Annotated in this window: 9 protein-coding genes and 1 tRNA gene; 5 read left to right on the forward strand and 5 right to left on the reverse strand. The window is 70.3% G+C overall.

The features are described from left to right. The 3 genes from ABZX85_RS08210 to ABZX85_RS08220 all read right to left on the reverse strand — a co-directional run bounded on the left by ABZX85_RS08210 (position 1) and on the right by ABZX85_RS08220 (position 3591). Positions 1-2061, reverse strand: coding sequence for an MDR family MFS transporter (locus ABZX85_RS08210; RefSeq protein WP_355863684.1), 2061 nt, complete (start codon positions 2059-2061; stop codon positions 1-3). An 81-nt stretch (positions 2062-2142) separates the two neighbouring features. Next, positions 2143-2916: a precorrin-6A synthase (deacetylating) gene (gene cobF / locus ABZX85_RS08215; protein ID WP_355863686.1), complete on the reverse strand. Its 774-nt coding sequence runs from the start codon at positions 2914-2916 to the stop codon at positions 2143-2145. Between the two features lie 192 nt (positions 2917-3108). Continuing rightward, positions 3109-3591, reverse strand: coding sequence for a DUF309 domain-containing protein (locus tag ABZX85_RS08220; RefSeq protein WP_355863688.1), 483 nt, complete (start codon positions 3589-3591; stop codon positions 3109-3111). Between the two features lie 81 nt (positions 3592-3672). On the opposite strand from ABZX85_RS08220, the gene ABZX85_RS08225 reads away from it, so the two are divergent. Together ABZX85_RS08225 and ABZX85_RS08230 are read left to right on the forward strand one after the other, a co-directional pair. Next, positions 3673-3746 (forward strand) — tRNA-Pro (locus ABZX85_RS08225). Positions 3747-4521: 775 nt separating this feature from the next. Beyond that, entirely contained in the window at positions 4522-4899 is a 378-nt protein-coding gene (locus tag ABZX85_RS08230; protein ID WP_355864169.1) for a type I CRISPR-associated protein Cas7, read from the forward strand. A gap of 477 nt (positions 4900-5376) precedes the next feature. Here the strand turns inward: ABZX85_RS08230 and ABZX85_RS08235 are convergent, their stop codons facing one another. Both ABZX85_RS08235 and ABZX85_RS08240 read right to left on the reverse strand, forming a co-directional pair. Next, positions 5377-6210, reverse strand: a complete 834-nt coding sequence (locus ABZX85_RS08235) for a L,D-transpeptidase family protein (RefSeq protein WP_355863690.1) — start codon at positions 6208-6210, stop codon at positions 5377-5379. A gap of 86 nt (positions 6211-6296) precedes the next feature. Then, positions 6297-11237: a LamG-like jellyroll fold domain-containing protein gene (locus tag ABZX85_RS08240; protein WP_355863692.1), complete on the reverse strand. Its 4941-nt coding sequence runs from the start codon at positions 11235-11237 to the stop codon at positions 6297-6299. Between the two features lie 206 nt (positions 11238-11443). On the opposite strand from ABZX85_RS08240, the gene ABZX85_RS08245 reads away from it, so the two are divergent. The 3 genes from ABZX85_RS08245 (at position 11444) to ABZX85_RS08255 (ending at position 19349) form a co-directional block, all read left to right on the forward strand. After that, the gene (locus ABZX85_RS08245; protein WP_355863694.1) at positions 11444-17920 is read left to right on the forward strand and encodes an RHS repeat-associated core domain-containing protein; all 6477 of its coding nucleotides are present in this window, start codon (positions 11444-11446) and stop codon (positions 17918-17920) included. Between the two features lie 63 nt (positions 17921-17983). Next, positions 17984-18640 (forward strand): hypothetical protein, encoded by a 657-nt coding sequence (locus ABZX85_RS08250; protein ID WP_355863696.1) that lies wholly within the window; start codon positions 17984-17986, stop codon positions 18638-18640. Positions 18641-18665: 25 nt separating this feature from the next. Beyond that, positions 18666-19349 carry a hypothetical protein gene (locus ABZX85_RS08255; RefSeq protein WP_355863698.1) on the forward strand — a complete coding sequence of 228 codons (684 nt, stop codon included), beginning with the start codon at positions 18666-18668 and terminating at the stop codon, positions 19347-19349. Positions 19350-19367: the final 18 nt, after the last annotated feature.

Below are 19367 nucleotides of genomic sequence, written 5' to 3' on the forward strand. Positions count from 1 at the left end.
TCAGCCCGACGGCACCAGCTCTTTTCGCCGGCCGGGTGTGCTGCTCAGGTCCTCCACCAGGAGCTGCTTCGCGATGGAGTCGACGGCCGCGTGGAGGTCGCCGGTGGGGGTGTGGCCGAGGTCCTGTTCGACACGGGATCTGAGCCAGGTGCCCCATGCCTCGGTGATGAGGTGGGCCTCGCGGGTGCCGGCCGGGGTGTGGGAGAGGAGGGAGCCGTCGTGGGTGAGGTAGCCCTCGTCGACCATGCGGTCGAAGACCGGGAGGAGGACCTCGGGCGGGAGATGGCGGCGGGCCGCGATGAGGCCGAGGCTCGCGTGGCCGACGAGTCGGGTGAAGAGCTCGACCTGCATCACCGCCCAGGCGCCGGCCGTGTCCAGCCGGGTGTCGGACTCCTCGACGATCCGGCGCGTGGTCGTGAGGTCCGTACTGCCGATGATCTTCGCGACCGAGGTCTCCAGGACCCGCCGCGAGTCCGTGCCGCTCGGGGAGGCGAAGCCCTCGCCCAGGTCGGTGGAGCCGGCGCGGGCGCTGTCGCGCAGGGGGACCTGCTTGAGGAGGAGGGCGACCAGGAAACCGAGCGCCGCGACCGGGACCGTCCACAGGAACACCGTCTGGATGGTGTCCGCATAGGCCCCGATAATCGGGGCGGCGGTCTTCGCTGGCAGCGCGTGGACGCCCGCCGGGCTCGTCGCCGCCTTCGCCAGCGCCGCCGCGTCCCCCGCCCCCGTCGCCGCCTCGGCGACACCGTCCCGCAGGTTCGGCGTCAGCGCGTTCGTGTAGATCGTCCCGAAGACGGCCGTACCGAAGGAACTCCCCAGCGTACGGAAGAAGGTGACACCCGAGGTCGCGGTCCCGAGGTCGGCGTACTCGACCGTGTTCTGCACGGCGATCGTCAGGACCTGCATGCACAGGCCGATCCCGGCGCCGAGGACGAACATGTACAGCGACTCCAGCCACGCGCCCGTCGACGGCCCCATCAGGGACATCAGATACAGGCCGAGCCCCATGACGAGCGACCCGGCGATCGGGAACACCCGGTACTTCCCGGTCTGGCTGACGACGTTGCCGCTCACGATCGACGCGATCAGCAGGCCGATCACCATCGGCAGCGTCCGCACCCCGGAGACCGTCGCCGAATCGCCGTCCACGTACTGGAGATAGCTCGGCAGGTACGTCATCGCGCCGAGCATCGCGAACCCGACGATGAAGCTCAGCACCGAGCACACCGTGAACACCGGGTTCCTGAACAGCCGCATCGGCAGCATCGGCTCCGCCGCCCGCGTCTCCGTCCAGCAGAACAGGCCGAGCGCGAGCACGCCGCCCACGAACAGGCCGACGATCACACCGGAACCCCACGCGTACTCGTTGCCGCCCCAACTCGTCGCCAGGATCAGGGCGCTCGCGCCGAGCGCGACCCACGCGATGCCGAGGTAGTCGATGACCGGGCGCGACACCGACTTGACCACCGGGATCGTGCGGGCCGCCGCGACGACGACCGCGATCGCGATCGGGACGTTCACGTAGAACGCCCACCGCCACGACAGGTGGTCCGTGAACAGGCCGCCCAGCAGGGGGCCGATCACCGTCGCCACGCCGAACACCGCGCCGATCGCGCCCTGGTACTTGCCGCGCTCCCGCAGCGGGATGACGTCCGCGATCAGCGCCATCGCCGTCACCATCAGGCCGCCCGCGCCGATGCCCTGCACCGCCCGCCAGGCGATCAGCAGCGGCATGTTCGTCGCCAGGCCGCACAGGAACGAGCCCGTGATGAACACGATCGCCGAGACCTGGAAGACGACCTTGCGGCCGAAGAGGTCACCGAACTTGCCGACCAGGACCGTCGCCACGGTCTCCGCGAGGAGGTACGACGTCACCACCCACGACATGTGGGAGGCGCCGCCCAGGTCCGAGACGATCGTCGGGAGCGCCGTGCCCACGATCGTCTGGTCCAGGGCCGCCAGCAGCATGCCGAGGACGATCGTCACGAAGACGACGTTGCGGCGGCGGGGGTCGAGGACCGGGGGCTGCGCCGCGGGCGGGGAGTCCTGGGTGACGGTCACGGGGCCACCTTCGCGCCGGAGGGTGGGGGACGCACGCGGGGAGGGCCGACTGGGGGGCGTGTGTGCTTCGCCGCGTGGCGGTCAGCTCGTGCGCGGTCTGCGGCGCAGCAGGTACGTGTCCATGATCCAGCCCTTGCGCTCGCGGGCCTCGGCGCGCAGCTCCTCGATCCGGGGGCCCGCCTCGGCGATCGGGCCGGACACGAGGATCTCGTCCGGGGTGCCGATGTACGCGCCCCAGTAGATGTCGACGTCCTCCCGGGCGTACTCCCGGAACGCCTGGTGCGCGTCGAGCATCACCACCACGTCGTCCACCCCCTCCGGGAACCCCTCCGCGAGGCGCCGGCCGGTGGTGATCTGGACGGGGCGCGCGACCCGGTTGAGCCCCGTCCGGTGCCGGGCGACGAGGGCCGAGACGCTGCTGACGCCCGGGACGACGTCGTACGAGAAGGCGACCGTGCCCCGGGCGAGGACCTCGTCGAGGATCGCGATCGTGCTGTCGTAGAGCGCCGGGTCGCCCCAGACGAGGAAGGCGCCCGTCTGGGTCTCCGTCAGCTCGTCGGCGATCAGACGCTCGTAGATGTCCGCGCGGGCCGTGCGCCAGTCGCCCACGGCGGGGGAGTAGGCGGCGGAGCCGGCCGTACGGTCGCGCTCGGGGTCGCGGGCCTCGACGACGCGGTACGTGCCCTGCGCGACATGCTCGCTCAGCATCTCCCGCCGCAGGTCCGTGAGGTCGCTCTTCACCTCGCCCTTGTCCAGGACGAAGAACACGTCCGTCCCCCGCATGGCCCTGACCGCCTGCAACGTCAGGTGCTCCGGGTCGCCCGCGCCGATACCGATGACATGAATCTCTCGCACACCTCCGAGTCTGCCGTACGGCACTGACAGCGGGGACGGTGCGGTGGGGGATGGGGGCTTGGGTGATCGGGGTGGGGCCGACCGGGGTGCGCCTGGTCCGCGCGGCGTCGAGTCGGGCGGGGTGGGGCCGGCCAGGGCGGGGCGGCCGGGGTGCGGCTGGTCCGTGTGGCGTCGAGGCGGGTGGGGGAGCGGTCAGGGCGGGGTCAGCCGGGGTGCTCGTGCCGTCGGGTCCACGGGGCGGCCGTTGCGCTCGACCTCGTCCGCGAGGTCCCGGGCCCAGCGCACCAACCCGGCGAGATCCATTCCGTACGACGGTCCCGTCCACCCCGCGACGACGTCCGCGCCGCGCCGCAGCAGCCGTACGCCGCCCGTCGGGTTCCCCCGGGCCGCGTGCGTCAGCCCGACGGCGAGCTGGGCGAGCCCTCGCCACAGGGGGCGTTCCTTCTCGGGGCCCGTCTTCCAGGCGTCCTCGAACACCTCGTGCGCGTGGAACGGCCGGCCGGCGTCCAGCAGCGACTGAGCCTCCGCGACGGTCTCCGCCGGGCCCCGCACGATCCCCTCCGGCTGCCGGGGCACCCCTCGCGCGCCGTACTCCAGGGGCCGCCCCAGCCCGTCCCTCGGCCGCGCGCTCCGCGCCCGCCCCTCCCCGTCCCTGTCCCGCTCCGCTCCCGCCATACCCCGATTCTCCCGCCTCCGTCCCCCTGCTCCCGGTGGGGTACAGTTCTGTTCGCGCGACCGCACGCTTGCGGTCCGCGACGGGACGTGGCGCAGCTTGGTAGCGCACTTGACTGGGGGTCAAGGGGTCGCAGGTTCAAATCCTGTCGTCCCGACTGTGGAAGTCACAGGTCGGAGGCCGTGTCGGAGAAATCCGACGCGGCCTTTGTTTTGTTTTTGGGGACCTGTTGGGGACCAGGGGGTCAAGTGAGGGGGGATTCGCGGGTCTCGGGGGCTGTGTGGTGGGGGTGAGGTGGGCGGTGAGGGCGGCGTCGGCGGACGCGGGCGCGGGCGCGGTAGGGGGGGTGGGGCGGTCGGGGCGGAACTCGACGGTGGGGGAGAGCTGGACGCCGATGGGGATGGGGGTGGTGTGCCCCATCAGGCGGTCACGCCGGGGGTGGTGCGGTGCTGGTGGAGCCAGGTTTCGACGTCGTGGTCGCTGTACATGACGACGCGTTCGGAGAGCCGGACGAAGGGCGGGCCTTGGGGAGGGCGGGCGGTGCGCCAGCGGCGCAGGGTCGAGGGGGCGATGTTGAGGAGGAGCGCGAGTTGCTCGGTGGTGTGCCAAGTTCCGTTCAGGAGAGTGATGTTGGATGTGGCCGGAAGGGCATCGGGTACGGGAGGCGCGGAGCGGTTGGGGGAGAGCAGGAGGGCAGACGTTTCTGTGCGGGGTGGTCCACAGGGCGCGGCTGGTCTCTGATTCCGTTTGTGCGGGGAGACTTGCGGAAGCCGGAGTCAGGGCACCGGGTTGAGTACGAGTGCAGGTGCCTGCTCTGGAGATCGCGGGACAGTGTGCGGCTGGTGGACACAGCGGGCGACTGAACCGCACCGGCGCGGCATTCGCTTCAGGGGGAATCCCTGCAAGCGAGGGGGCGAGGGGAGTGAACGGCCATCTGCAAAGTCACCGAGACGGGCAACAAGCACTACGTGCCCTACGGCCTCTACCGCGGCCACGGCTTCTACTCCGCACCTCTCGGCACCAAAGCCGGCGTCACCTCCGACGACCTCGCCGCCTACTGGCACGCCATGACCATGATGTTCGACCACGACCGCGCCTCCACCCACGGCGAAATGGCCATCCACGGCCTCTACGTCTTCACCCACGACGACTCCTACGGCCGAGCCCCCGCCCACAAACTCTTCGACCTCATCCGCATCAAACCTCTCGGCCACAACGAAGCCCGCTCCTGGGACGACTACACCGACCGCATCACCATCGACCACGACAACATCCCCACCGGAGTGACCCTCACCCGCCTCATCGACTGAACAACACCCCACCGACCGACCGGCATGGCCGTCCTAGACCGAGAAGCCCGGACCGCGACACCGGATGCTATAGAAGGTGCAGGTCAGACCCGGCGCAGCGGTAGCCCTCCGCGGCGCTCGAGGACCGTAACGCCCCGAGGACCTGGGGTATCGAAGAAGTTGTCACCGTGGCGGTCGCCCTCCGGGACGACCGAGGATCGCAACCAGAAGAGTAAGAAGGAACGGGGCGTGTCGGGGGCTGTGGAGTGGTGCCTCGGCGGTGTTGTGTTCGTTGGTCCTGGCGGGTGGCGGGTGGCGGGTGGCGGGTGCCTGACGGGCTGTTGGGTGGATCGGTCTGTCGGAAGAGGGAAAGGCTCTGTGTGCCTCCCGGGGTCGGCGGGTGTTGCTTGGAGATGGGGTCGGCTCCGAGTTCTGCCAGGGGCCGCGGGCCGGTGCTCGACCTGCGGCCCCCAGCTGTCATGCATCGCCGCGCGGGCGCTAGCGAATGGCGACTACCGGGTGCTGGGCCGGGTCGATCCAGCGGATGATCTCCGTCATCACCGAGGCCGGCAGGGCGACGCATCCTGCCGTGGGACCGGCCTGTGGGCCGAGGTCATGGAGGAAGATGCCGGCGCCACGGCCGGCGACGGCGGGGTTGGTGTTGAAGTTGATGACGAGGGCGTTGTTGTACTGGGTGGGGTAGTTGATGAGGTGTTCGCTGCCGTGGACGCCGGCTTCGGTGAGCGGGAAGCCGCCCTGCTCCGAGGTGCGCGCCTGGTTGTAGTAGGACGAGGAGGGGTCCTCGACCCACCAGTCGTCCGTGGCCACGTGGTGATAGGGCATCTTCGTCCCGGGGTCGGTACCGACGCCGAAGCCCTGCGTGATGGTGTATGTGCCGGTCGGCGTCGTATCGGTGCCCTGTTTGCGGGTGGCACCGTCGGCCACCCCGTTCGCCCCGACCCTGGCCTTGGCTGTGGCGTAGACGTTGTGCCAGGTGGTTCCGCTTTTCTGCCACGCGATGACGGTGGCGTAGGAGCCGTGGGACTGGACGGTGATGACCTGGGTCGCCTTGCCCACCGTGACCGGCACGGGGAAGGGCGACGCCGCCGAGGAGGAGGGGAGGGCCAGTCGCTCGCCCGGGTGGATGATGTACGGGCTGACCAGCTGATTGGTCCGGGCGAGCGCCTGCCAGCCGCCGGCCACGTGCTCGGCCTGCGCGATGCCGGAAAGGGTGTCGCCGGCTTTCACCGTGTACGCCGTCGTGGCTGCCTGCGCCGGTGCTGCGGCGAGGACGCCGCCTGCGGCGGTGGCGGCGAGGGCAGAGGATGCCATCGCGGTGCGTAGCCGTGCGGGCCGCGGTTTTGCGTGGCGGCCCGAGCCGGTGATGAGGGACATCGGTTTCCTGGTTCCTCTGGTTGTCACTGGATCTGCTGGTAGAGAGCGGTGACCTGGTTGGCGGTCAGTGCGTAGTTCCATGCCTGGACATTGCTGACGGAGCCGGGGAAGAAGTCGTTGTCGGCCCCGTTGTACTTCGAGCGCCCGATGGAGAACGCGCCCGTGGCGCTCCACGACTTCACGTTGGCCGCAGTCCCGGCGAGGGTGCCGTTGACGTAGAGCTGGGCCGTTCTGGTGGCGGCGTTGTAGACGCCGACCAGGTGGGTCCAGACGTTCGCGGTGGCCCCGGAGGCGTAGGCGTTGGTGAAGGAGGGGCTGTTCGTGTCGGCGTCGGTGAAGGCGAGGTCCCAGCCCGGGCTGCTCTTCTGGGCGTAGTTGTACTGGAGGTAGAAGGGGCTGTTCTGGGCGCCGTCCTGTCCGGCGACGGTCGCGTTGCTGCTGGGCAGTGAGGAGGGCTTGACCCAGGCGGAGACCGAGTAGCTGGCTGTGGTGTCGAGGACTTGGCCGCCACTCGCGGCGTAGCCGCTGCTGCCGTCGAGCGACAGGACGGTACCCCGGGTCGCGTCGGTGGCCCAGGTCGTGCCGCCGGTCAGGGTGAGCGGGTTGTTGCCGAGGTTCGGGTTCGCGCCCGCCGCGTTGAGGGTGTTGAGCGTGTCCGTCGCGGCGGTGTCGGTGGCGACCGGCATGCCGTCGCCGTCGTCGAGGTTCCAGGTGTCGACGGGGGAGAGGAGGGCCGTGGTGAGCGCCCCGAAGGCCGGGTCGGAGAGGTTGACGTGGTCGCCGCTGTCGGCGGTCGCCGTGAGTTTCTCCTCGCCGGTCGTCGTGTCCGGCACGGCCACGGCCGCGTCGAAGTCCGCGAAGTAGAGGGCGGGCGTGGCCCAGGGGTTGCCCAGGTTCATGCCGCCGAGGAACGCGTTGACGTCCGTGCGGTTGTCGTCGGTGGCGGACGTGCACGGGTCGTTCGGGGTGGCGCCGTCCCCGGCGAAGCCCTCGCAGGGGGTCAGGGAGGTGAGGACGACGTTGACGCCCCGGCCCTGGAGTTGCTGGACGAGTTCGGTGTACCCGTCGGCGTCGAGGTCGTCGCTGGTGGACCCGGCCAGGAGGTCTTCGAGACCGGCGTCGACGACGACGGTGGACAGGCCGGGCTGGTCGAGGATGTCGCGGTCGAGCCGGGAGAGGACCGAGGGGCCGCCGACAGAATTGCCGTTGTACGTCTGGGGGTTGTCGGTCATGAGCTGGTTGGCCTCGATGCCTTCGGCGAGCACGCCGTAGGGGGCGGCCGTCGTAGGTTCGGCGGCGGTCAGGCCGTCGGCCACCCGGTAGCCGTTGGAGTTGGGCAGGGTCGTGTTCGGCTGGAACGGGTCGACCAGATGGTCTCCGAGGACCGCCTCGGTGGGGATGTTCGCGGACTGCACGTCCAGCCCGGTCACCAGGTCGGTGAAGTTGCCGTACGCGGCGGCGTTCGTCGTGAACGGTGTCGCGCTGGTGCCGGTCGTCAGGTCGCCCGTGCCGCTCGCGGTGATGTACTCGTAGGAGCCGCCCGCGTAGGTGTGCTGCACCAAGTAGGGGACGGCGTTGGAGAGTTGGTAGGAGACCAGCAGGTACTGGTTCGCGGCGACGGTGAACGGCAGGGGGTCGCTGTAGACCATGCCGCCGACGGGGACGGTCACCGCCTGGGCGCCGCCGAACTTGAGGGTCGTCGGGGTGCCCGACGGGACCGCGCCGATCGCGTTCGGGGTGGAGCTGACGGCGATCGTCGCGTGGCCGATGGACAGCTTGTTCGTGCCGAGCGCGTTGTCGAGCTTGACGCGGACCGCGGACCCGGACACCGACGGCTTCAGCGCCACCCGGATCGTCTGGTTCGAGTAGGTGCCGCCGCCCGGCAGCCCGAAGCTGCCCTCGGTGGCGCCGGACCAGGCACCCGTCCAGGACTGACCGGACGGTGAGGCGGCGTAGGTGCCGTTCGCCTCGGCCGTGCCCGCCGTGGTGTTGCGGGTGCCCAGCGCGAAGACGTGCAGCGTCGGCTCGCTCGGCCCGGCCCCGCCGGTCAGGTCGGGCAGGGTCACCGAGGCGATCGTCCGCGCCGGGTCGACCGGCACGGAGAACGCGTACAGCTGCCGGTTCGCCGTGCTCTGCGTCGAGCCGTTGGCGTGCGGGAACACGGCCGCCGCGATGGAGCTGTCGCTGTTGGACCAGTCGGGCACGGTCAGCATGTAGGTCGCGCTGGTGCCGTCCGTGTAGGTGATCTGCCCGCTCGCCGGGCAGAACGAGTCGGCGTCGTCACCGGAGAAGCAGTACGCGGCGCTGACCCGGGTACCGGCCGGCACGTACGGCGACGTCGTGTCGCCCGCGATCGCGCCGGGGGAGCTGAGGTTGGTGTACGTCGAGGTCGTCAGGAAGACGAGCGCGTTGCCCTGACCGGAGTAGCCGACGGTCTGGTTGGCGGCGAGGAGGTTGTCCTTCTGGCCCGAACCGAAGGCGGGGAGCGTCAGGGTCGCGCCGTCGACGGTCACCTTCCCGCCGCTCGTCCAGCCGGCGTTCGCCCAGTCGGTCGCCGAGAAGCTGTGGCCGTTGCCGTCGAGGTTGGCGGCGGTCATGTTGCTGTCGGCGCTGATGCCGACGTTGTCGAAGCAGGCGGCGAGGCTCGCGCACGTGGTGTTCGGGTGCCCGGCGGCCAGGAACGGGTAGGCGGAGGTGCCGGACACGTCACCGGCGCCGTCCACCGCGTACACGTACAGGGTGTGCGGGCCCGGTGAGGGCGGGGCCACGGTCACGGTCGCTTTGTTGCCGCTCGCGGTCACTGTCTCGCTCGCGGGCGCCCCGCTCGTCGGGGGCGGTACGTCGAGGTGGTACACGAACTTCGTCGCGGTCGTGCCGGAGCCGGTGATGTCGAACTTCCCCGAGGTGCCGGCCGCCGCGCCGACGGCCGCGTCGGTGACGTCCGTGTTCGGGTACAGGTTGCTCTCCGAGGCGAGCGTCGGCTCGTCGGGGGCGTTCGGCTCGGCGGTGAAGTGGCAGGTGGGGGACTGGCTGTACGTCGTGGACGCCATGCCGTCGGTCACCGACACGTCCCAGTCGACCGTCTTGCCGGCTGTCAGCGAGGAGACGAACGACGCCGGGAGTGAGGCCGTGGCGTACGTGTTGCTCGCGAGGTTGTCGCCGCTCTTGACCGTCGCCTTCGTGGTCGTGCCGTCCACCCAGTACTGGAACGTCGCCTGGAGCTTGTCCCCGTTCGGGTCCTTCACCTTGGCGCGCAGCACCGGCGGCGTGGAGGCGATCGTCTTGCCCATGTACGGGTACGGCGAGGAGGTGTCGCAGGCCGCGTCGGCGGCGCCGGAGACGGCGGCCATGGTCGCGGCGGTGGGGGCGCTCGGCGGGTTGTCGAAGAAGATCTGGAGCGTCGGGTTGTGCGAGAACCGCTTGAACCCGAGGTCGTTGCGGTCGGACTCCATCGAGTCCTCGCTCAACGTGGCGGTGAAGCTCGTCGAGTGGCCGCTCGCCGCCTTCTTGATCGGCGTCAGCACGTCGAAGCCGTTGGTCGAGCTGCCGTTGTTCGGGCACAGCGACGGGTTGTACGCCGGGCCGAAGCTCTTCGACGTCGAATAACTGTTGTACTTCGGCCTGTTGCTCCAGTCCGTGCCCGAGCCGATGCCCCGGGACCAGTGCAGGTTGACGGTCGCCGTCGTCGAGCAGGACGCCGAGTAGATGTCCGTCGCGTCCACTTCAGCGCTGTTGATCGTCGCGCCGAAGATCGTCTTGGACAAGGTCCACTGGTAGACGGCGTGCTCGTCACCCGTGTTGCAGGAACCCTCCGGCCAGCCGTTGTAGCCGACGCCGAGATAGCCGTTGTCGGCCAGCGAACCCGTCTTGTTGTAGAAGGACGTCCCCGGGCAGCCCTGTTTCACCTCGTCGAACGCCGGGTTCGCGTAGTCGACGGGGTGCCAGTTGACCGACGGGTCGACGTACACCGGGAACACGGTCGAGGCGCGGGTGAGCATCGCCCTGTCCGGTACGAGGGTCAGCGCGCCGTGTCCGAGCCGGGTGCGGACGTCGGCGACGCGGGCGGCGAGGCCCGGGTGTCCGGCGTCGGAGGGGTCGGCGGCGACCTTCGCCCTGGTGTGCAGGGCGCGGTTGGAGTCCCACTGGAGCGGGGTCGGGGAGTCGGCCACCGCTGTGCCGCGCGTGTCCGTGACGGTGAGTCCGCCGCCGGCTGTGGGGGCCAGGTGTCCTCCGTGCACCTGAGCGCCCAGGCGCAGGGCGGCCAGCGCGGGGTTGCGGGCGGCGGTGGCGTCGTGGACGACGAGGGTCTCGCTGGGGCCACCGGACACGGTGGCCGTGACCTGGAGGTCGACGCCGGGGAGTACGGCGGGGTAGGTCGCGGTGTCACCCTCGACGCGCGGGGCGGGCAGGGGAGTCGGCCAGGTCAGGGTGAGCGACGTGTTGCCGGAGCGGGTGACCGCGAGGGGCGCCTTGCCGCCGCCGGAGAAGGAGACCGTGCCGTACGCCGTGGCCTTCGGAGCCCAGGTGCCGTCGGGGCGGCGCGTGAGCGTCAGGTCCACCGGGACCCAGCGGCCGGACTGCCGGGTTCGCACCGGCAACGGGTTCGAGACCGTGCGGAAGCCGCCGCCCGGCCGCGCCTCGACCTGGAGGGTGGGGGTGGTGAGGGCGGAGACGGTGACCGGTTCTCCGGTGGCGTGCGCCTGTGCCGCGGCTGCCTGCATGGCGGTGGCGTCGGCCGAGGTGGGGCCGTAGCCGTCCGGCAGGACCGGTGAACTGGCGCTGTTGTCGGTCGACTTGGTGACGGGGGCGCTCTTGCCGGTGACCTGGAGGCCCGTGGCCGGGCGTGGGGGCGCCGCTGCGGCGGGGGTGGTGGCGAGGCCGGCCGCGCCGACCGCCAGGATCGCGGCGACGGCAACTGCCGCGCTCGGTCTGTGGATTCGCGCACGTGCACGAGGTGGGTGCATCGGATTCCCGTCTGTTGAGGGCCTTCGGGACGGACGTGAGTGACCGTTCGGAACCCCGCAAAGATCAGCCGGGCAGGTGAGAGACGTATGTGGTCATGTCAAGAATCGGGGAAGAGCTTCCGGTTGCCCGATGCGCGGCAAATCGTCGGGCACGTACGGTCCGATGCGTCGTGAAGATCGACATCGGCGTGCGAAGGAGCAAGTCCTTGCCCAGGACGACAGGTGCACAGGGCGGCCCGAGACCCGACGGCCGTCTGAGACGCGGGCTGACCGCCCTGACCGCGGTGATCTCCGTGATCGTCGGCGTGACGGGTGCCGCCCAGCCGGCCCACAGCCGCTCGCAGCCGGGGTACGCCCAGGTGAAGCCGGTTCCCGTGACGGCCGTACGCTCGCACTACGGCCCCGTACGGCATCTCGCGAACTCGCCGTCGCCGAAGGTGACATGGCCCAGCGGGGCGGCGGGGTTCCGTGAACCGACGGCCAAGGGCCGTACGGAGACGGCGTCCGGCACCCGGCTCAGAGCGGGCGGCCTGCCCGTGTGGCTCACCCCCGCGTCCGGCGCCCACACCTCCTCGGCCAACTCCTCTTCCCCCGGCGCCACTTCCCCGGCCGGTCGAGCCGCCACCCCCGGCAGCGCTCCCGCCTTCGCGCACACCACCGCACGCCTCCTCCCGCAGCGCACCGCCCAGGCGGCCGGAGTCGACGGCGTCCTCCTCCAGCTCACCGGACTCCCCAGGACCAAGTCCCAAGTCGCCCTCGACTACCACGACTTCACCGCCGCGTACGGCGCCGACTGGGGCGCCCGCCTCCACCTCGTCCAGCTCCCCGCCTGCGCCCTCACCACGCCGACCCGCGCGGCCTGCCGTACCCAGACCCCCGTGGCCTCCACCAACGACGCCGGGGCGCAGACGGTTTCGGCCCCCCTCGCCCTCGCGCAGAGCGACGTCGTCATGGCCGCGACCGCCGCGCCCACCGGAGGCGGCGGCGACTTCACGGCCACCTCCCTGAAGGCGTCCGGCTCCTGGCAGGCCGGCGGCAGCACCGACGCGTTCACCTGGTCCTACCCGATCAGCGGCCCCGCCGTACCCGGAGGGCTCGCCCCCAACCTGGCGCTCGGCTACGACTCGCAGAGCGTGGACGGCCTCACCTCGTCCACGAACAACCAGGCGTCGGTGGTCGGCGACGGCTTCTCCCTGCCGAGCAACTACGTCGAGCGCTCGTACGCCTCCTGCCACGACAACCCGGCCGGTTCCACGAAGACCTGGGACAACTGCTGGTCCTCCGACAACCAGCTCACCCTCTCCCTCAACGGCACGACCACGACCCTCGTCAAGGACGACACCACCGGAGCCTACCGCGCCCAGGGCGACGCCGACGAGCGCGTCGAGCGGCTGACCGGCGCCACCAACGGCGCCCAGAGCGGCGAGTACTTCCGGGTCACCACCCCGAACGGCACCCAGTACACCTTCGGCCTGAACCAGCTCCCCGGCTGGGCCTCGGGAAACACGGCCACGAACTCGGTGCTGACGGAACCCGTCTACGCCACCGCCTCCGGCCAGCCCTGCTACAACGCCACCTGGGCCAACTCCTGGTGCCAGCAGGGCTACCGCTGGATGCTGGACTACGTCAAGGACACCCACGGCGACGTGATGTCCTACTTCTACACGCAGACCACCGCGCACTACGCCCGCGACCTCGGCAAGACCGCCGACACCCCGTACACCCGCGACGCGGCCCTCGCGAAGATCCAGTACGGCCAGCGCGACGGCTCGGTGTACTCCACCAGCCCCGCCGCTCAGGTCACCTTCACCTACAACGGCCGCTGCAACACCGCCGCCACCGGCTGCGCCACCTCCACGCTCACCAGCTCCACCGCGTCGAAGTGGCCCGACGTACCGTTCGACCTCAACTGCGCCAGCGGCGCGACCTGCTCCGCCAACTCGCCCACGTTCTGGAGCGAGAACGAACTGACGGGCATCCAGACACAGGCGCTCGTCGGCACCACCGAGACGAACGTCGACGCATGGGCGTTCACCTACTCCTTCCCCGCCACCGGAGACGCGACCACACCCTCCCTGTGGCTCGACTCCGTCACCCGCACGGGGCAGGACACCTCTGCCGGGGGCTCCACGGCGTCCCTCTCCATGCCCCAAGTCACCTTCTCCGGCACGCCGTTGTCGAACCGGGTGGACCTGACCGACGGCTACCCGCCCATCACCCGCTACCGCCTCAACACGATCACCACCGAGTCCGGCGCCGTCATCAGCGTCGGCTACTCGGCCCCGGCCTGCGGCAGCGGCACCCCGGGCGACGCGAGCCACAACACCAGCCTGTGCTACCCCGGTTACTGGACCCCCACCGGCCAGACCGCCCCGATGCTCGACTGGTTCAACAAATACGTCGTCACGACCGTCACCCAGCAGGACCCCACCGGCGGCGGCGTCAACGACACGATCGTCACCCGCTACACCCCCGTCGGCACCCCCGCCTGGCACCACGACGACAACCCGCTGACCCCCGCCGCCCAGCGCACCTGGGACCAGTGGCGCGGCTACGGCGGCATGAAGGCCACCACCGGCACCGCGCCCGACCCGGTCACCGAGACCGACTACACGTACTTCCGCGGCATGGACGGCGACACCCTCTCCAGCGGCACCCGCTCGGCGTCCGTCACCGACTCGCGCGGCGACCCCGCGGTGACGGACTCACCCCAGTACGCGGGCCTGACGTACGAGGCGATCCTCTACAACGGCCTGAACAGCGGAAAGGTCGTCAACGACACGATCACCGCGCCCTGGAGCAGCGCCGCCACCGCCACCCACGCCCTGTCCGGCGGCCTGCCCGCGCAGAAGGCGTACCTCACCGGCCAGAGCTCGGTCGAGGTCTACACCCCCCTCGCCTCCGGCTCCACCCGCGAGACCGAGACCGACTACACCCACGACGCGCACGGCCGCGTCACCCAGACCGACGACAAGGGCGACGTCTCCACCACGGGCGACGACCTGTGCACCACGGCGAGCTACGCGGACAGCGCCTCCGCGTGGATCTACGACCTCGTCGACGAGACGAGGACGGTCTCGGTCAAGTGCTCCGCGACCCCGTCCCTCCCGGCCGACGCCGTCAGCGACAAACGGGTCCTGTACGACGGCTCCACCACCCTCGGCGCCACCCCGACCGTCGGCGACCCGACGTCCACCCAGCAGGCCACGTCGTACACCGGCGCCACCCCGGTCTACTCGACCATGTCGGCCCTCACCGCGGACGTCTACGGCCGCCCCCTCACCAGCACCGACGCCGACCAGCGCACCACCACGACCGCCTACACCCCGACCACCGGCGCCGCCCCCACGGCCGTCGTCTCCACCGACCCGCTCGGCCAGACCCTCAGCCAGACCTACGACGCCTCCCGCGGCCTGATGCTGACGCAGACCACGGCCGCCGGATACGTCACCAAGGCGCAGTACGACGCCCTGGGCCGCACCACCGCCGTCTTCCGCCCCGGCATCACCGCCGCCACGACGAAGTACACGTACGTGCTCGCCGCCGGCAAGCCGAGCACCGTCACCACGCAGACCCTGAACGACGACGGCACCTACCGCAGCAGCGAACTCCTCATGGACGCGCTCCTGCGCCCCCGCGAGACACAGATCGCGACCGTGGACGGCGGCCGGGACGTCACCGACACCGTCTACGACACCAACGGCTGGGTCGCCAAGACCACCGCCCCCTACTACGCGAGCGGCGCCCCCTCGGCGACCCTCGTACAGGCCCAGGACGGCGACATCCCGTCGGAGACCGGCTTCACCTACGACGGCGCCGGCCGCAAGACCGTCGCCACCGCCTACGCCCTCGGCACCGCGACCTGGAACACCACCACCGTCTTCGGCGGGAACTTCACCACCACGATCCCGCCGAAGGGCGGCGTCGCCGAGTCCACGCTCACCGACGCCCGGGGCCGCAAGACCGACCTGTACCAGTACCACGCGGGCGCCGCCGCCGACCCCGTCCACGACAGCGCCGCCGACTACTCCGACACCCACTACACGTACTTCCCCGACGGCCACCAGTCCGGCCAGACCGACCCCGCCGGCAACTCCTGGTCGTGGACCTACAACCTCCTCGGCGACCAGGTCACCGCCACCGACCCCGACGCGGGCGGCTCCTCCGCGAGCTACGACAACGCCGGCCAGCTCCTGACGACCACCGATGCGCGCGGCGACCAGGCGACCTACACGTACGACAAGGACGGCCGCCGCACCGCCGTCTACGACACCACCGGCAACGCCACCGCGTCCGCCGCGAACCAGACGGCCGCCTGGACGTACGACACGCTGAAGAAGGGGTACCCCACCTCTTCCACCTCGTACGAACTGGGTACGGGAAGCGCTTCGGTCACCAACACCGTGCTCGGTTACACCAGCCTGGGCAAGGTCGCCGCCTCGAAGACCACGCTGGCCAACCTGCCGAGCAACCTCGCGGCACTGGCCCCCAGCGCCGGGTACACCGAGTCGTACACCTACAAGACCACCGGGACCCCGGCCAGCAGCCAGTCCCCGGCGGGCGGCGGGCTTCCGACGGAGACGGTCGACTACGGGTACGACCAGTACGGGCAGCCCACCAGCCTCGCCAGCACCGGCACCACGGCCTGGACGTACGTCTCCGCCATCGGCTACGACGAGTACGGCGAGCCCCTCCAGTACTCCATGGGCCCCACCACCAGCTGGGTCGACCTCACCCTCAAGTACGACGCCCAGACCGGCCAGCCCACCGACGCCAAGACCACCGACTCCAGCAGCTCCACGGTCGTCGACGACACCTCGTACACCTGGGGCAACACGTCCGTCTCCAAGGGCGCCGGGCTCCTCACCGCCACCACCGGCAGCCAGTCCGGGACCCAGTGCTACGGCTACGACTGGGCGGCCCGCCTCACCGCGGCCTGGACCGCCACCGACAACTGCGCCGCCGCGAGCAGTTCGACCGTCGGCGGGCCCGACCCCTACTGGCAGACCTGGACCTACACCGCCGACGGCCAGCGCGACACCCAGACCGACCACGGCACCACCGACACCACCACGACCTACCACTACCCGGCCGCCGGCTCCGCCACCGACCAGCCCCACACCCTCGGCAGCACCACCGGCCCCGCCGCGGACACCGCGTCCTACACCTACGACGCCTCCGGCAACACCACCACCGTCAAGGGCGGCGCCCTCGGCGACCAGACCCTCACCTGGAACCACCAGAACCGCCTCGACACCGACACGACGTCCAGCGGCACGACGAGCTACCTGTACGGCCTCGACGGCGGCCTCGTCCTGCGCACCGATCCGACGCAGGCCACGCTGTACCTCGGGGACGAGGAACTCGTCGAGAACCTCTCCACCAAGGCCGTCACCGGCACCCGTTACTACTCCGTCGCCGGCACGACCGTCGCCACGCGCTCCAGCAGCGGGAACATCCAGTACCTCATCCCCGACCGCCAAGGCACCGACTACCTCTCCGTCGACTACCAGACCCAGGCGGTCACCCGTCGCGAGTACCTCCCCTTCGGCGGCACGCGGGGTACGGCTCCTTCGGCCTGGTCCGGCGACAAGGGATACGTCGGCGGCACCACCGACACCGGCACCGGCCTCGTCAACCTCGGCCTGCGCGAGTACGACGCCCAGACCGGCCGCTTCATCAGCCGCGACCCCCAGCTGGAGACCACCGACCCCTCCCAGCTCACCGGCTACGACTACGCCGCCAACAACCCCGTCACCGGCAGCGACCCCACCGGGCAGAGCTGGTTCAGCTCCCTCTCCAACGCGGTCTCCAGCTTCGCCGACACCGCCCAGCAGGTCATCGACCGGACCAACGGGCCCATGGCCGCGCTCGGCGTCGGCGAACTCCTGATCGGCGCCGCGTCGGACGGGCTGGGCGGGGCGCTCATGGCGACGGGGATCGGGGCACTCGGTCCCGGGGAGGCGTTGATCGCGGCGGGGTCGATGCTGGCCGTGTCCGGCAGCGCGACGGTGGCGTCGGCGGTCGCCGCGCCGAACATCGCGTATGCCGTGCAGAACGGGGACGGCGGGGGCGAGGACGGAGGCGGGTCCGACGGCTCGTCCTCGGAGGATTCGAGCCGGGACGCGGACGCGGAGAAGCTGGTCCGCGAGCACCTGAAGGGCGGTAGGACCGATCAGCTCACTCTGGACAATGCCTACCGCGCGCTGGACGGGGCGCCGGAGGGTACTCGGGTTCAAGGTCTGTCCGAAGAGAACGAGTACAAGAACATGAAGGGCTATAAAAATCCTGACCTTGAGTATCTCGACCAGCAAGGAAACGTGGTCGGCTACGGAGAGGTCAAGACTGTTGGGAAGATTGACCAGAAGACCTTCAACGAGCAGCTTTCCAGCGCCGTGCAACAGTTGCGTGTTCGCGATGACGTGGAGGGGTCCCAGGACATCGATGAAATCTTCATTCAAGTCCCTGACCTGACCGATGCTCGGGAGATCAAGGGATGGGTCCGTTCCTATCAGCGGGCACGAGTGAACCGAGGAAGCCCGCTCGACAAGGTCAGCGGGTACCACGTACGGGTCTACAGCAAAAGCGGCAGCAAACTGGCAGACTTCGACCTCGGCGTCAACGCCGACGAAGGCCATGTCGTGGGACACACCTACTATTCGCCGAACGGGTACTCCTACTGAATCTCCGTCCACCGTCCTGCCCTTGCCCGAAAGGCGCATTCCTTGTCCTCGACGCTTTACCGAGTGCTCGAACCCTTTTCCGACGCGTCGAGCGCGCTGACCCGGGCACGGGCGATCATGCGTGAGCTGACCGATTGGGTCGCGCTCCCCTGGCCCACCCTGGAGGAGGTCACCACGGCCGAGCAGTACGCGTACGCCCTGCGGACCTTCGACACCGCCCGCATGGCCGGCGACTGGGAGCCCGGCGTCATGCCTTTCCTGGACGAACTGAGACGCCGCGGGGTCATCACCTTCGACGAGGGCCCGTCGAGAACCTGGTTCACGGCGGACCTGAGGATCAGCCCTGACCTGGCCGATCTCTGGCCGCTGCCCGAGGGGGTGGACCTCGGCCTGTACTTGACCCCGCCTTTCGGCAGCCCCGGTGGCAGGGAGCCCGAGGACACCTGCACCGAGGAGGAGTTGGACCGGATGGTCGCCGCGCTCGGGCCGCTGACACTGAACGCCAGATGGGACTGCGCCTGGCGCGGCCTGCCCGAGTCGAAGGACTGTGCCGTGCAACTCTGCCTGAACAGTGTCTGGGTCTCGCAGCACACCGAGCCGTCCCCCGGCGAGTTCGGCGTCTGGATCTCCCTCGGCCCCCGCGTGGCCTGGACCCCCGCCGGCGAGGCATGGCTGCGTAACCTGGGAATTCCGCTGGGCGAACCCCAGACGGGCTGGTGAGCAAGGTCTTCGAAAGGAACTCTTCTTGGCCTCCACGCTCTGGCCCGTCCTCGAACCCTTCCCCGACGCTCCGAGTGCGCTGGCGCGGGCGCGGGAGATCGCGCGCGAGCTGGCCGACTGGGCCTCGGGCCCCACGGCTCGAATGAAGCCGGTCACCACGGCCGAGCAGTACGCGTACGCCCTTTCAGCCTTCGACACCGCCCCCGCCCGCATCTACGGGAACCGGGCGGAACCCGGTGTCGGACCCCGCTTGGACGAACTGCGGCGCCGCACTGTCGTCACGTTCGACAGCGAAAAGCCGGATTCCTGGTTCGCCGGCTATGCGCTACTCCGCCCCGATCTGATCGACCTCTGGCCGCTGCCCGAGAGGCTGACTCTCACTCTGGACTCGACAGCGCCCTTCGGTGATCCCTCCAGCGAGTTCGACCCCGACTGTGGCGAGGAGGAGCTGGATGACATGGTTTCCGTTCTCGGACCGCTGTCTCTGGACGTGGACTGGGACTGCGGTTGGCGCGGCCTGTCCGAGTTCAAGGACTGCGGTGTGCAACTCTGCCTGAACAGTGTCTGGACGCAGCAGATCGCCGTGCCGTCGCCCGGCGAGTTCGGCGTCTGGATCTCCCTCGGCAACCGCATCGCCTGGACGACCGAAGGCGAGAACTGGCGCCGCGACTGCGGACTTTCGCTGGGCGAACCGCAGCAAGGCTGGTGACTCGGACGCCCGGAGCCC

Origin of the sequence: Streptomyces sp. NPDC004539, assembly GCF_040610055.1 — a bacterium.
GTDB lineage: Bacteria > Actinomycetota > Actinomycetes > Streptomycetales > Streptomycetaceae > Streptomyces.

Bases quoted from the DNA above. Each gene is read 5' to 3' on its own strand.
- ABZX85_RS08220 (WP_355863688.1), bottom strand. From the start codon at position 3,591: ATGGCGGGAGCGGAGCGGGACAGGGACGGGGAGGGGCGGGCGCGGAGC.
- ABZX85_RS08235 (WP_355863690.1), bottom strand. From the start codon at position 6,210: ATGGCATCCTCTGCCCTCGCCGCCACCGCCGCAGGCGGCGTCCTCGCC.
- ABZX85_RS08240 (WP_355863692.1), bottom strand. From the start codon at position 11,237: ATGCACCCACCTCGTGCACGTGCGCGAATCCACAGACCGAGCGCGGCA.